The organism is Paenibacillus sp. NN59 (genome assembly GCF_057597225.1).
On sequence record NZ_CP199678.1, the window covers coordinates 866,073 to 880,200 of the forward strand.

Sequence of the window (14,128 nt, forward strand, 5' to 3'; positions counted from 1 at the left end):
GCAAATTCACCTTGTTTATCGTTATGAACTTATTCTTCTTCACAATCACTCTCATTTGCTCATCACGTATATGATCCTCTTTAATTAGCCTTTTTCTAAAGATTATCTAACGGGGGAAACATGATGTCTAAATCAATAGAATTGATCTTGAAAGACGAAATTTTTCCTGAGCTGGACATCGAGTATCCGGAAGATTATGATACCCGTTTGTTGGACAAAGGAATCGATTCCGTAGGCTTCGTCAAGCTTATTGTTTTAGTGGAATCGAAGTTTAACATCTCGATCCCTGATGAAGATCTGTTATTTGAGAATTTCTCCACGGCTGGATTAATCCTTAATTATTTGTCTGAGAAAACGCTATGATGACGATCATTCAGCGTCTGTTTCTGGAGGCCTCTAATCGCCAAAATCATATTATCCTTGAAGATCTAAAGCAGCAATGGACTTACGCGGAGATGATGACAGAAGCTTACTTGATTGCTTTATATATCCGCAAGAATTTTAAGCTTGAGCCTGGAAGTCATATTGCATTATACACAAATAATGAGCCCTTGTTCATTTTTGCGGCGCTTGGCATTCAATTCTGCGGTTATGTGTTAGTACCGGTGCCTTATTCGGCATCCAATACAGAAATTGAAAATATTTTAAATGCCAGTGACGCGAAATTGGTTATCAGCAAATCTGCACAGCCTGCGCATTTAAATTGCGACATTTCTTGGGTTACCGCTCAGGATTTATCGCAAGAACCCATGCCTTCGTTCGAATCGATCTCGTTAACCAATCAGTCCGATCCCGATCAATGTGCAATTCTCCTTCCTACATCGGGCACAACCGGAAAATCTAAAATCGTTATGTTATCCCATCGGAATGTATTAACGAATGCGCTGGCACATGGCGGAAAGGTGGGGTATACGGATCAAGATTCGTTTCTGGTAACGATGCCCGTTCATTTCAGTTCTACGATTGTCACGCAATTGATTTCTTGCATGTTATATGGAACCCGAATTAAGCTTATCAGCTTGCCCTTGTTGCCGCGCACCGCGTTTAAACTGTTTCAGAATAAGGCGGTCACGGCATTCTCGGCGGTGCCTACGCAATTGATGCACTTTGTTTCCGATTTCCATCAGACAAAGAACTGGAGTGCCTTTGATTCCATTGAATGTATTGTAATTAGCGGTGCGGCGATTCCCGTGAAATTGGTAGACCATCTTCAAACTGTATTTCCTCATGCGGACATTATTCAAACCTATGGATTGACCGAAGCTTCTCCGCGGGTGAGCATGATGGAACGGGGAGAGCGCTACTTATCCTGTGGAACACCCATCAATGACGTTTCGATTCGTCTTGTTGACGAAGAAGAGAATGAGGTTGAAGGAGCAGCGATCGGAGAAATTTGGGTCAAGGGCCCGAATGTGATGCTCGGTTATTACAAAAACCCGGAGTTAACGAACGCTACCATTGTTGAGGGGTGGTTAAAGACAGGGGATCTGGGATATTGGAATGAATCAGGGTGTCTTATACTGACAGGTCGAAAGAAGAATATCATTATATCTGGCGGTATCAATATCTATCCGGAAGAAATCGAGGAATTTTTGTACGGCTTGAAAGAAGTGGAGGAGGTCATGGTTGTTGGTGTAAACGATGATCTGTTAGGCGAGGTTCCTATCGCATTTCTGAAAGTTTTTAATGAATGCCTGATTGATATAGATGCACTGACACGACATTGCAAATTGCATTTGTCTTCTTATAAAGTGCCTAGGCAATGGAGGATTATTGATAACATTCCAAAAACAAAAACAGGAAAACTGGACAGGGCAAGTACGAAGCACTTATTGCTAAATGAGATATACTGATTCGGAATCTTTAAGCCATTTAACCAAATAACCAGGGGTGAACGAAAGGTTGAAAAATTCAACTCAAACGTTAGGCAGAAAAACATTGCCGGTCAGTTATCCAATGATTACAACCTATACGCAACATGCTCATCTCTTGTCCATACTTACCCATTACGAGTGTGCTCACCCATGGATATTTAACAATTACATTCAATTATTCATTAACAAAGATTATAAACATCAGTGGGGAGATTTTTATTTCCCTGTGACTTATGAGCTCCGGCCTTCGGATGCGTGCAAATGGATTACTTCTCAAAAGATACATAGAGATACTGTTACAACAAAATGGGACTCCGTTATTCATTTTATTATAGAAAATATTAATGCGAATAACTATGTCCATACCATGATCAATTATTTCTACGTGCCCCTAAGCGATCGCTACAATAAACTTCAATTACATCATGACATATTTGTATACGGCTATGATTTGGATAGAGAGATATTGTATGTTTCCGATTTTTTTAAGAACGGGGTGTATAGTCAGGCTGAGATATCATTTAATGATTTCAATCTAGCGTTCGACATGAATCATCTAACAACGAATCATGATTATCTAAAAGAAATGGTTTATCTGTATACATTCAATGATCAATATCAGGATAAATTCAGTGCAGATACCCTAGTGAATTCGATAAGAAATTATTTCACTAACAAAACGCCGGAGTATTGGGAGATGTTCAACTATGGGGGCGACTGGCATAATCTTGACTTCGGCATGCAAATATACACAACTCTATTTAATTATGCGAAAGAGATATCCGAACATAAGGCTATGCTTGATATAAGGCCCTTTCATTTACTCTATGATCATAAGAAGATCATGACGCTAAGACTCAAGTACTTGTACGATAATCGGCATTTGATTGAATTAAATCAAGAGCATATAGATGAATTCGCAGCCATTGAACTTAAAGCAAAGATCCTTGTGAATCTAGCGATTAAATATAATTTGACAAGGGATACGAGTATTTCCGAAAACTTACAAACGCTGATTACGAATATAGAAAATGAAGAATCCATATTCTTTGAACGATGGCTGAAGAAGGTAGGCAGTTAGTAATGTTGCGGGAGCCACTGATGTTAATTGTGGATATCTCTTCTGCACTCGAATAGAATCCTTAACCCGAAGCCCGTGGTGAACAGGGCATATTCATGGAGGGAGTGATGCCGGGATTATAATCGTTGCGATACAGCGTACCGAGTAAGCCAAACCTTACGGTTTATGGCGGGGCAGACAGACGAGAAGCTTTCAGACGATTTGCTGGAAGGGATTATAAGCTTCTGGGCGTCACGTAAGAACAGCCTGTCAATTAGGGGGATCTGCAGGAAGTCGCCATCCTTATATTCTCCCAAATTTTGAACGAGCTCCAGGAGGCAATCGCTAGAACGATCCATTATTACCAGGGTCAATATATCCATTAAACGGGAGGTACCTATGCAGGAACAGATCATAGCGATGATAAGCGAAGTCAAGGATGACGCCCAGCTGGAGAACAGCTTGAATGGGCATTCCAGCATCATGGAAGACGGGGGAATGGACTCTTTACAGCTAATTACTTTCTTATTGAAGGTGGAGGAGAACTTCGGCATTGAAATCGATTTTGAACAATTCGACTTCGATTGTATGGAATCGGTTACAATCTTCTGCAATTATATCTCGGAGCTGCAGAAGACGGCATCTGTATGAACGATAGAGGCAAGTCCGAGCTCATTATCGGGATGTTTGACGCGGAACGCTTCTGGCGCGACCCTAATCAAGCCAAACTGCCGTCGGTTCACGATCCTGTAATGGAGAATGTCGTGATGGCCATGGATGAGCTACTCTTCCCATTTTGCGGGGCGCAGGATAGGCTCATTACCCGTTATCGAATGAACGCTTCTCATAAAGCGTATTTGCATGAGATCGGATTCCAATTTCTGTCCAATTCAAGCGATCTTGAGAGTCCTGATGGAGGAAGCGCAGGCAGAACCGCCAATATATTCGACCTGCTCACCTCAACGGATCAAGTGGGTGACATAGATCCAGACTGGCTGAACGGCGCCCGGTTATCGCCCTTCGCGGTCATTCCGGGAGTGGACCGTGCTACTGCGCGTTTCGGGCTGGAACAGGATTGTCCAGCTGTCGAGACGGTTCAGACGGTTAATTCTAAGCTGTATTCAACCGAATTGAACCGTCGCCTTGGGCTTCAGTGTGACAGCCAGACGGTCTATTCCCACGAAGAGTTGCTATCAAGCGGCTTGGCTCTGCTGAAACAAGGCCCCTTTCTGATCAAAGATGAGTTTGGGGTATCCGGGAAGGGGAATTTGCTAATCGAGTCGGAAGCGATTCTGCAACGGGTCACCTCTTATCTCGCCGATCAGTGCAGAAAGGGAAGAACGGTTCGGTTTATTATTGAGCCGTTCCTCCTCAAAGAGCTGGATTTCTCTTGTCAATTCCACATCGATCCGGACGGTACGTACCGGCATGTCTCTGTGCAGCAAGTGGTCAATCACAAATTCGCTTACCAAGGCTCCTATACAGCCGATGACAGGCTGCTTCATAGGCTACACGAAGCGGAGTACTTTGATGTAATGAAGCTGGTAGCCCGCGAGCTTTATCAGTCGGGTTATCACGGCGACGTATGCGTCGATTCGATGCTGCTAAGAGACGGCCGTATCGTTCCGATTGTTGAGGTCAACGCAAGAAAATCAATGAGTCTGATCAAGCATTATGTTGACCGGTATCTCGAGAAGCACGATACGGCCGGCAGTATGACACATGCGACCTTACAGTTTGCAGGGGATGTATCATTTGATCAATTGCTGGAATTGCTGGACCGCGAGGGTGTTCTATATAAGCCTGATCGAGGGTTTGGCATGCTACCGTTAAGCGCGAATACACTCTTTATTAACAAGGTCGTCAGCGAGTGCAAGGGAATCCGGAATAAGCAAGTGAAGGGCAGATTGTATTATTCGCTGATCGAGGGGACAGGGGATAACGAACGATTGTCCGCGAAACTTAAGGAGGTTCTGTTGTCGTTATCCTTCAAGATCGCCCCCTGATGCATTCCGAAGTGCTTGAAACCATGGATGGAGGAAGAGAGTTTATGGGGAAGCGTAAAGTAACGATTCTATGCTCGGGTTTTGGTCTGGGGTTCTATATTCCCGGCCTGTTAGCTGCAAGCGAGTTCGGGAAAAGGGATATCAAGGCGGAAGTGCTCGTGTTCGAAAGCTTTTTGGAGCACGACAAGAGGGAGCATATTGCAGATAGCAGGACGGCTTACCACAGTAATTTCGCACTTGCCAATATTTCGGCTCGAATGCCGATGGATATGCGCAATAGTATAGATTATGCCCAGGTTGAGCTATTGCTGGAGACCTGGAAAGCGGAAGAACGCTACGAATTCATATCGCTATCCGGACACTGGATCTATATTCTGGATTTGTATAGGGAGAAGATGTTGCCGAATCCGATTCATGTAGACCTGCTCTACGTCGATTCAGATCTGGCTCCGTCCTGGAAGAGCCTGAAGAAGTTTCATCCCCGGTATGACGAGCATTATTACAATGCTTGTCTCTATGACACCGATAAGATGGCAATTCGATACGAAATCCCGGTTCTTCCTGGTACGACACTGCCTTTCGAATCAAGGAAGCGGCGGCTTGTTGTTCATGGCGGCGGTTGGGGGATGGGCACTTATCAAAGTACAATTCCAGAGCTTGCCAGTCATAACTATGGGCTTGATATTGTAGCTTACGACTGGAATGAAGCGAAGCCCGATCCCGATCACCGATATTGGATGAACGATCCGGAATGGTGTTCTTGGGTGAAGAGCGCGAACGGTCTGCACGAATTTCCGCCATACATTGAAATAGCAGGAGAAGATACGAATTCATATACCGCTGAGGCTGATCATCATTGGTTATTTGACGTCGCTTCTGAGGCGATGGCTATCGTAGCCAAGCCGGGAGCGGGCACATTGATCGACTCGCTTGCCTCCGAAACCCCTCTTATTCTTCTGGAGCCGTTCGGCAGTCATGAGCTTAGCAATCTGGAATTGTGGGAGTCGCTTGGATTTGGAATACGCTACGAGAAGTGGCGAGAGATGGATTTTTCTGTAGATATCCTTAAGGAGATGCATCAAGCGATCAAGAACAGACCCGGTGAACGGACGAATTATGTGGATCACTATTGTTCAAGGGTTGCGTTAACGAAGAGCTAAGATATCAATGGCAGAAGGGGTAATGCGATGAGCTTAAGTAAATTGAGTGTTGCCAAGGATACGGTGAGCTATCCGAGATGGATCGTCTTGCAGCTGCTAGAGGAGTGCAATTTACGATGTAAGATGTGTTATGAATGGGGACTCGAAGGGCCCTACAAAAGCAAAAAAACATTAGCGCAGCTGGACCCGGAGCTGATCAAAAAGATCATTATCGAGTGCAGCCCCGGCAAGCCATATTACGATTTCTTCGGCGGCGAGCCGCTGATGTACCCTTGGCTGAGCGATATTCTCGCCATGATCAATCATTATGGAAGCATAGCGGACTTCCCCACGAACGGCACACTGCTTGAGAAGCATGCCGAGATGTTAGTCGAGACTCCGCCTAATAAGATCTGGGTGTCGCTCGACGGGCCTGAGGAAATCAACGACAGGCAGAGGGGCAAAGGCGTATTCAAGAAAGTAATCAAAGGAATCGAGAAGCTCTATGAGCTCCGGCAAAGCAAAGGCAAGCAATTTCCGAAGATGGGTGTATCCTTTATCATTACACCCTTGACCTATATGTACGTCGAGGAATTTTTCTTTAAGCATATCGACTTGTCAATGTTGGACCATATCAGCATGGAAGTGCAGCTCTATGCCACGGAAGAGCAGTATGCCCAATATGTGGAGGTTCTTCGTGAGGAATTCGGCGTGCATGAAGCTCCGTATGCCAAGGGGATGGTCTGGAAAGACAATAGTTCGTTCAGCCAGATCGATATTCCCGAATTGACGAGACAGCTCAATAATGTTAAAGAGTATTGCTTGAAAAACAGTATCGATGTGATTACCTATCCGAAGACGATAGATGAACAGAACTTGCACAACTATTTCTCGGGACATTTCCATCAGATGGCGGATAAACGAAACCGTTGCTCTCTTCCATGGACTTATGCGGAGATTACGGCAAGAGGTGATGTTTCGCCCTGCCATGCCTTCTATGATTTGACCTTCGGCAACGTGAACGAAGAGAATTTGCTGGATATCTGGCGCAGTGACAATTACAAAGAGTATCGCGCGTATATGAAAAAAAATATGCTTCCGATTTGTACAGCTTGTTCAAGGTATTATATCTACTGATTCATGTGAATGACCTATTACGTTTAAGAAGGGTGTGTTGATATGAATCCGAAATCTGAGATTAAGCATTCCGCTAAGGATCTGCAAATATTGAAACGTACGATCAAGAATACGGTGGAAACCAAGCGTAACATGGAGAAAATAGCGGGTTACGCGACACCGTTGCCAGAGTCGGTCGGGATTAAACTGACGAACCAATGCAACTTGCGCTGCAAACATTGCTATCAATGGAATGACACCGGCTACCATCACTTCATGACACCGGAGCAGCAACGCGAACAGCTCGACTACGGGCTGCTGGAGAAGCTGATCCTTGAGACGGAACCAGCCAAGTCGAGACTCTATATCTGGGGCGGCGAGCCACTTGTATACAGCCATTTCGACCGTTTGGCCGATTTGCTTGAAGCCCATCCTCGTGAGACGACGATCTGCACGAACGCGGTGCTGATCGAGCGAAAGCTGGACGCCTTGTTGAGAATCTCCGACAACCTGGAGCTGCTCATTGCGCTTGATGGATTCGAAGAAGAGAATGATGCGCTTCGCGGCAAAGGGGTATTCAGCAAGGCGATCGATGCGATCCGGAAGCTGGTCGAGCTGCGCAAGGAAAAAAGGTTCAAGGGCAAAATTACGATCCATACCGTCGTTAACGATGGTATGACTGACAAGCTTTACGATCTGCTGGACTTTCTGGAGGGCGTCGGTGTAGATATGGTCATGGTCTGCTTCCCGTGGTACATCTCGGACGAATGCACGCAGGGAATGGACAATTACTTTGACGAGAAGTTCGACTTCCTCCCGGCGAGCGAGCACAAGGGCGAACGAAGCTGGCACGCCTTTAACTACAAGCTTGATCCGGAGCGTATCCCTGCTTTGATGAGCGAGTTGGACCGGGTGAATAATCGGGTCTGGAAAATGCGTTTACGCTACCAGCCGAATCTGGATCATGACCAGATTGAAGATTTCGTGCTCGGCAAAGAGGTGAGGGGTAAAGGCACGATGAACAAGAAGTGCCTGGCTCTCTCGAACCGGATGGACATTACGCCCGACGGAACAATTATCGCATGCAAATTTTTCAAGGAGTTCGAGATCGGTAAATTACATGATACGTCTGTACAGGAATTATGGCATAGCATGACCTACAGAAGAATAAGGGAAATGATGGATGAACGACTGACACCGGCTTGTTCCAAGTGCAGTGTCTTACATTTGCACGGTGTATAACGATTCTAAATTCACATAAATGAGGTGCGCAAGTGAGTATTATCCAGATGGAGGGGTTATCCAAAAGCTTCAAGTATTACGAGAAAGAACTGGGGCTCAAAAAATCGCTCAAAAATTTAGTGAGGCGAAAATCACTGATCAAAGAAGCGGTTAGCGAAATATCCCTTGTAATCGAGCAGGGTGAGATGGTCGGATTTTTAGGCCCGAACGGTTCTGGCAAAACAACTACGCTTAAGATGCTGTCCGGCATCTTGTATCCGACAAGCGGGCAAGCGACAGTATTAGGTTATGTCCCTTGGGAACGAAAAAAAGAATTCAAGATGCAGTTCTCAATCGTGATGGGGCAGAAATCACAGTTGTGGTGGGATTTACCGGCGAACGAATCGTTGTACCTGAACAAATGCATTTATGAGGTCGAGGATAAGCCCTACAATCTTGTCCTGGATGAGCTTACGGAGATGCTTGACGTTAAAGACCTGCTTAATATTCAGGTGCGGAGACTCTCGCTGGGGGAACGGATGAAGATGGAACTTATTGCGTCGCTCATCCACCGGCCCAAGGTGATTTTCCTGGATGAGCCTACAATCGGACTCGATCTGATCTCGCAGAAACGCATTCGAGAGTTTCTGAAAGATTATAACGAGCAGACGAAGGCAACGGTCATTCTGACAAGCCACTACATGGCGGATATTGAGGATCTATGCAAACGAGCGATTATCATCAATCAGGGGAGGATCGTATACGACGGCGATCTTCGGCGTGTGAACGAGCTGTTGCATGCCAAAAAGATTATCAAGCTGCAATTTACGGATGAAGTGCCGAGGCAAGCGCTAAGCGACTATGGCACGATTACTCAACATGACGGCATGAATGCCGTCATGGAAATTGACAAGCATGACCTCCAGCGGCTTTCCAAAATGATACTGGACCGGTTCCCGATCCTCGATTTCACAGTTGAAGATATACCTGTCGAGCGAGGCATCGAAAGCTTATATCAGAAAGATGGGGTCAGACATGAAAGCCTTGCAGAAATATAAAAGGACGTACATCCTTGCGCTTCAGAACGCGATGGAGTACCGGACCGATTTCCTGATGGGCATTATCAGCGGCGGCTTTATTATACTCGTCCAATGCTTCCTCTGGACAGCTGTGTTCCGCAGTTCGCCGCAAGAGATTATTAACGGCTATACGTATTCACAGATCATCATTTATTCCGTGTTGTCCGGCGTCGTCTCCAAGCTGGTTTCTGCCGGCTTCGAAGGGGAGATCGCGAATGACATCAAGACGGGCGGATTAAGCAAATTTATCGCTCAGCCCATTCATTATTTCAGCTATCGGATATGCAATTTCTTCGGTGAGAAAACGGTTCAGACCGGGGTCGTCCTTGTCTTATTCGTCATACTGATGACCGTGTTTACTCAGATTTGGGGGTTTCAGCTTAGAGTGGGGCAGATCGTTATGTTCCTGGTTAGTATTTTGTTTGGAATGCTCATCAACTTTCTGCTTTTTTATTCGATTAGTGCGCTCGCGTTCATCATTACTGAGGTTTGGGGCGTGTATATCGCGTTCAACCAAGGCGTCTATCTGCTCAGCGGCGCCATCTTTCCGCTTAATATTTTCGGAGATACGTTTGCCACAATCTCCAGCTATTTACCGTTCCAGTATGTCGTATTCTTCCCGGTTAAGATCATCCTCGGGAGCTTGGAGGTTCATGAGATCGTGAGCGGGCTCCTCTTGCAGGCCGTTTGGGTAACGGTACTTTTGCTCATTTCCAAGTTGGCTTGGGATTCCGGGATGAAGAAATATGTAGCCGTTGGAGGTTAGATCTGTGAGTATCCGCTTGAGTGAGATTCGGAAGCACGTACGTATGTTTTTTATTTTCGCAAAGAACAGTTTGGTCGGTTATATGGAATACAAAGCGAATTTCTACTCCGGTTTGATCATGGAGACCGTATTTCTGTTTTCCAAGCTGATCTATGTCATCTTCGTTTTCCAGCTGGGGATCGAAATTAATGGAATTTCTCCCGACCAGATGATGATCTTCACCGGGACCTATACGATTATGATCGCAATCTATACCGGATTGTTTATGGATAACTTTTATAGATTTTCCGGCCATATCCGCAACGGAACGTTGGACTTGTATATGACGAAGCCACTATCACTGCAGTTCATGATTTCATTTCGAAACGTTAACTACGCGTTTCCGATTCCGAACCTGATCGCCGGGATCACGATGATCGTAGTGGCTTGGCGGCGTCTTGGCATTGAGCCAAGTTTCATGCACGTGGCCGGATATATCGGCGTGATCTTGAGCAGCACGATCGTGACCTACTCGGTGCTTCTGCTTCCGCAAATCCTTGCTTTCTGGACGGTGAAGTCCGGTTCGATCTTCGACATAATTGATAAGTGTTGGGATTTCAACAATATGCCAATGTACATATACCCCAAATGGCTACAGAGGATAGGGCTGTATGTCGTGCCTATCTTGTTTATTACCAACATGCCGTCGGTTTATTTGATCGACCGTTTGGACTTCTTCCTTGGGATATGGATTTTTGTAGCTCCTGTGATATCGCTTCTGGTCGTCAGGCTGTTCTGGAAGCTGGCCGTCAGACACTATGAGAGCGCCAGCAGTTAGAGAAATGCTAATAACAAATGGTTGAGAGGGTGAAGTGCATGAGCAAGATGGAGTTCAAGAGCTTTTCGCCGCAGACAGAGACTACTGCCAAGAAGCGGCTGCACAACGGGATCGAAATCTATCAAAACAACGAAGGCGAGACCGAGTTCCTCTACAACGAAATTTTTCAGAAGGAGATGTATTTCAAACACGGGATTACGCTCCCGGATCATGGCACGGTCATGGACGTCGGGGCAAATATCGGCATGTTCACCCTGTATGTCAGCAACAAGAGCAACTGTAGAGTATATGCCTTTGAGCCACTTCCCCCGACGTTTAAGCTCTTGGAGATGAATACGAACTCGCTGCCTCGCGTAACAACAGTTAACGTCGGGCTTTCCAATGAAATCAAGGAAGCGGAGTTTGCCTATTTTCCTACGATGTCCACGGATTCTGTCCAGATCAGATACCGTGAGAACCACGATCAGGATCTCCGATACGGGTTAATCAACCATTACCGGGATCATTTCGACGACCCGCGCATGTTAAACCGGTTTGTGGATCAACTGATGTCGCCGAAGTTTCTGAATGAACAAATCCATCGATGTAAGCTAACTACGATCTCTGAAATGATCCATTATTACGATATGAACGCCATTGATCTGCTCAAAATCGACGTGGAAAAAAGTGAATTTGAGGTCCTGGAAGGAATAGAGCCGGAGGATTGGGGCAAAATCAGGCAAATTGTAATGGAGGTACACGGACTGGACGGAGAGCAGATCAGCAGGCTTGAGAACATCTTCCTAACCAATGGCTTCAATGTTGTGATCGATTACTACGAAGACTTGAATATCCCCAATTACTTCAATGTGTACGCGTTGAATCAGATGCATATATCGGCTGGGTGATAGTCATGATACAGCATCTGCATGCAAAGTTGGTATGCTCCAGCTGTAAGGGTGTGCTTGTCCAGTCGGAGGCGTTGCTGCAATGCTGCAACTGCAACGCAGTATATACGATCGATGATCGTTATGTATCGATGCTTGACCAGCGTGAGCAGGTTACCCACCCTTCCGAATGGAACCGGAAAGAGGCTGAAATTCGGGATTATAGCGAGATTTCGGACTCCCTTGCACTGTCCGGTATAGGCCGATTCGCCACCTTTTTAAACTATGGTTACGTCCCGTACGGGAGTGAGCAATATGCGGTGATCGAGCCGGGCGATGCATGGAATAGAAACTCAGTCAAGCTGCTGCTTGAGACAGTGGGCAGGACGGAGATTCGGGAGCGGCAGGTGATCGACATCGGATGCGGCAGGGGAGGGAACATAGCAGCTCTGTCTAAATATTTCAAGCCGCTGTCTATTGTCGGTCTCGACATCTGCCCAGCGAATATAGCCTATTGTAATGCCAAATCCCGAGGGGGGAAATCTTTGTATCTCGTCGGCGATGCGGAGAATATACCGTTTGCAGACGAGAGCTTCGATGTAGTGTTAAATATAGAATCCGCACATGCCTATCCGAACCGATCACGATTCTATGAAGAGGTGTATCGGATCTTGAGAGTTGGCGGCGTATTTCTGTATACGGAGTTGATGCTGGGAGATCAGGTAGCGCAGAACGTCAGACTGTTAGAGGAAGCAGGCCTGTCTGTAATCCGTAATCAGGATGTGACTTCGAATGTTCTTCTATCATGTGATGAGAGTGCGAAGCAGCGTACTGGCACACAAGGGATTGCGAGCAACGCCAAAGCGAGCACGAATATTGGAGATATTAATGATTTCATCGCATTGCCCGGCTCGAAGAAATATGAAGAGATGAAGGCTGGAACGCGGCAATACCGTATGATGAACCTTGTTAAGAGGTAATAGAGCCGTAATATCAACAATAATCAGTATAGGAGAAATATTGTATGGAAGAAATTATTTCCCTGGACACCTTCCAGCCCTTCGACGGCATGACAAAAATGTTTCCGCATCATAATTTTCCTTATTTTAATTGCGGCTACAATTTGTGGTTAACGCTAGCCAGATATTTCAAAAAAGATGAGTTGCCGATTTTGAATAATGTCATTAGTATTTATAGATTTAATGAACAAAAAATACAAACAAGAGGATATTTCAAGTTAGAAGTGTTGGATCTTGAGGAGGGAGATCAGATCCTTGAGGCGATGGGGATCTCTATTCGTAAAAAATCTCCTGCACTAGATACGTTACAAGATGAGATCATAAGCTCTATTTCTAGTGGTCATCCGATTTCCATATTTATTGATTTATTTTATCAACGCGGGAGAGACTTTTATTATAACAAAAAACATGGACTGCACCCTGTTTTTGTCTATGGCTTCAATGTTATGAACGAGGAAATATATACGGTTGATGATATTACGGAATATAGACAATATTCTCTGCCATTTTCAGAATTTAAATCGTCATGCATGACTTCGGAACACGTAAAGATGCCAGACTACTTTTGGGAATATGCGCTAGTGCCCCCCGGTAATCATGAGATCTTGGACAATAAGAAGTCAGCAGACACAACCATCGATACATTCGTAGAAAATATGTGCAGGTATCAAAATGAAATAACGGAAAGTTTGAATAATATACTGTTGCTCGCAGAAAATTATGAGCTCATTATACAAAATGAAACGATTATAGAAACACTGAGCAGTACGATTTATAGAAAGTGTTCTGAGAAATACAGGTTAAATACTCTCTATAAGTACAACATGGATCATATCCATGCAAAACATACGCTTGATCCGTTATTGGACCAAATTATTCATGACTGGAAGACAGTAAGGATCTATTCGAATAAAGCCATCATGTCCCAAAAGTTCACTGGGGAAATCATAGATAAGTGCATTGGTTTAATTAAAAAAATCTATACGAATGAAGTGCGTTTTCATAATCAATTGTTTTTAATGTTAAAGGCTTTCAGGTAAGGTGAAATCACATCTAATATTGCTAGAAATGAGCCGCATGTACCTGATTAAATAGTTGCCTAGCCCGAAGCTTCTAGCGTTCGGGCCATTGTTATTTTTACCAAAATAATATGTTTAGCGCGAAG

14 protein-coding genes are annotated in these 14,128 nt (G+C 45.1%); all 14 read left to right on the plus strand.

Going from position 1 to position 14,128, the window contains the following annotated elements:
* Positions 1–147 precede the first annotated feature (147 nt).
* The 14 genes from ACT89M_RS03915 (at position 148) to ACT89M_RS03980 (ending at position 14,003) form a co-directional block, all read left to right on the plus strand.
* Entirely contained in the window at positions 148–363 is a 216-nt protein-coding gene (locus ACT89M_RS03915) for a phosphopantetheine-binding protein (protein WP_487345000.1), read from the plus strand.
* Positions 360–1,853, plus strand: coding sequence for a class I adenylate-forming enzyme family protein (locus ACT89M_RS03920; protein WP_308723317.1), 1,494 nt, complete (start codon positions 360–362; stop codon positions 1,851–1,853). Before ACT89M_RS03915 ends, ACT89M_RS03920 begins: the two co-directional genes overlap by 4 nt.
* Before the next feature lie 49 nt (positions 1,854–1,902).
* Complete coding sequence (locus ACT89M_RS03925) at positions 1,903–2,955, plus strand: hypothetical protein (protein WP_308723316.1); 1,053 nt, start codon at positions 1,903–1,905, stop codon at positions 2,953–2,955.
* A 378-nt stretch (positions 2,956–3,333) separates the two neighbouring features.
* The gene (locus ACT89M_RS03930; RefSeq protein ID WP_090923305.1) at positions 3,334–3,585 is read left to right on the plus strand and encodes an acyl carrier protein; all 252 of its coding nucleotides are present in this window, start codon (positions 3,334–3,336) and stop codon (positions 3,583–3,585) included.
* Positions 3,582–4,940, plus strand: a complete 1,359-nt coding sequence (locus ACT89M_RS03935; protein ID WP_308723315.1) for an ATP-grasp domain-containing protein — start codon at positions 3,582–3,584, stop codon at positions 4,938–4,940. Before ACT89M_RS03930 ends, ACT89M_RS03935 begins: the two co-directional genes overlap by 4 nt.
* Positions 4,940–6,100 (plus strand): UDP-glucuronosyltransferase, encoded by a 1,161-nt coding sequence (locus tag ACT89M_RS03940; RefSeq protein WP_308723314.1) that lies wholly within the window; start codon positions 4,940–4,942, stop codon positions 6,098–6,100. The genes ACT89M_RS03935 and ACT89M_RS03940 overlap by 1 nt, the downstream gene beginning before the upstream one ends.
* A 27-nt stretch (positions 6,101–6,127) precedes the next feature.
* Positions 6,128–7,216 carry a radical SAM/SPASM domain-containing protein gene (locus tag ACT89M_RS03945; protein WP_154891619.1) on the plus strand — a complete coding sequence of 363 codons (1,089 nt, stop codon included), beginning with the start codon at positions 6,128–6,130 and terminating at the stop codon, positions 7,214–7,216.
* A 42-nt stretch (positions 7,217–7,258) separates the two neighbouring features.
* Positions 7,259–8,437, plus strand: a complete 1,179-nt coding sequence (locus ACT89M_RS03950) for a radical SAM/SPASM domain-containing protein (protein WP_308723313.1) — start codon at positions 7,259–7,261, stop codon at positions 8,435–8,437.
* A 32-nt stretch (positions 8,438–8,469) separates the two neighbouring features.
* Complete coding sequence (locus tag ACT89M_RS03955; RefSeq protein WP_308723312.1) at positions 8,470–9,474, plus strand: ABC transporter ATP-binding protein; 1,005 nt, start codon at positions 8,470–8,472, stop codon at positions 9,472–9,474.
* Complete coding sequence (locus tag ACT89M_RS03960) at positions 9,452–10,261, plus strand: ABC transporter permease (protein WP_308723311.1); 810 nt, start codon at positions 9,452–9,454, stop codon at positions 10,259–10,261. Before ACT89M_RS03955 ends, ACT89M_RS03960 begins: the two co-directional genes overlap by 23 nt.
* Before the next feature lie 4 nt (positions 10,262–10,265).
* Complete coding sequence (locus ACT89M_RS03965; RefSeq protein ID WP_154891621.1) at positions 10,266–11,078, plus strand: ABC transporter permease; 813 nt, start codon at positions 10,266–10,268, stop codon at positions 11,076–11,078.
* A 38-nt stretch (positions 11,079–11,116) separates the two neighbouring features.
* Positions 11,117–11,965, plus strand: a complete 849-nt coding sequence (locus tag ACT89M_RS03970; RefSeq protein ID WP_308723310.1) for an FkbM family methyltransferase — start codon at positions 11,117–11,119, stop codon at positions 11,963–11,965.
* 5 nt (positions 11,966–11,970) lie between these two features.
* The gene (locus tag ACT89M_RS03975) at positions 11,971–12,924 is read left to right on the plus strand and encodes a methyltransferase domain-containing protein (RefSeq protein WP_308723309.1); all 954 of its coding nucleotides are present in this window, start codon (positions 11,971–11,973) and stop codon (positions 12,922–12,924) included.
* A 44-nt stretch (positions 12,925–12,968) separates the two neighbouring features.
* Positions 12,969–14,003 (plus strand): hypothetical protein, encoded by a 1,035-nt coding sequence (locus ACT89M_RS03980; RefSeq protein ID WP_308723308.1) that lies wholly within the window; start codon positions 12,969–12,971, stop codon positions 14,001–14,003.
* Positions 14,004–14,128 lie beyond the last annotated feature (125 nt).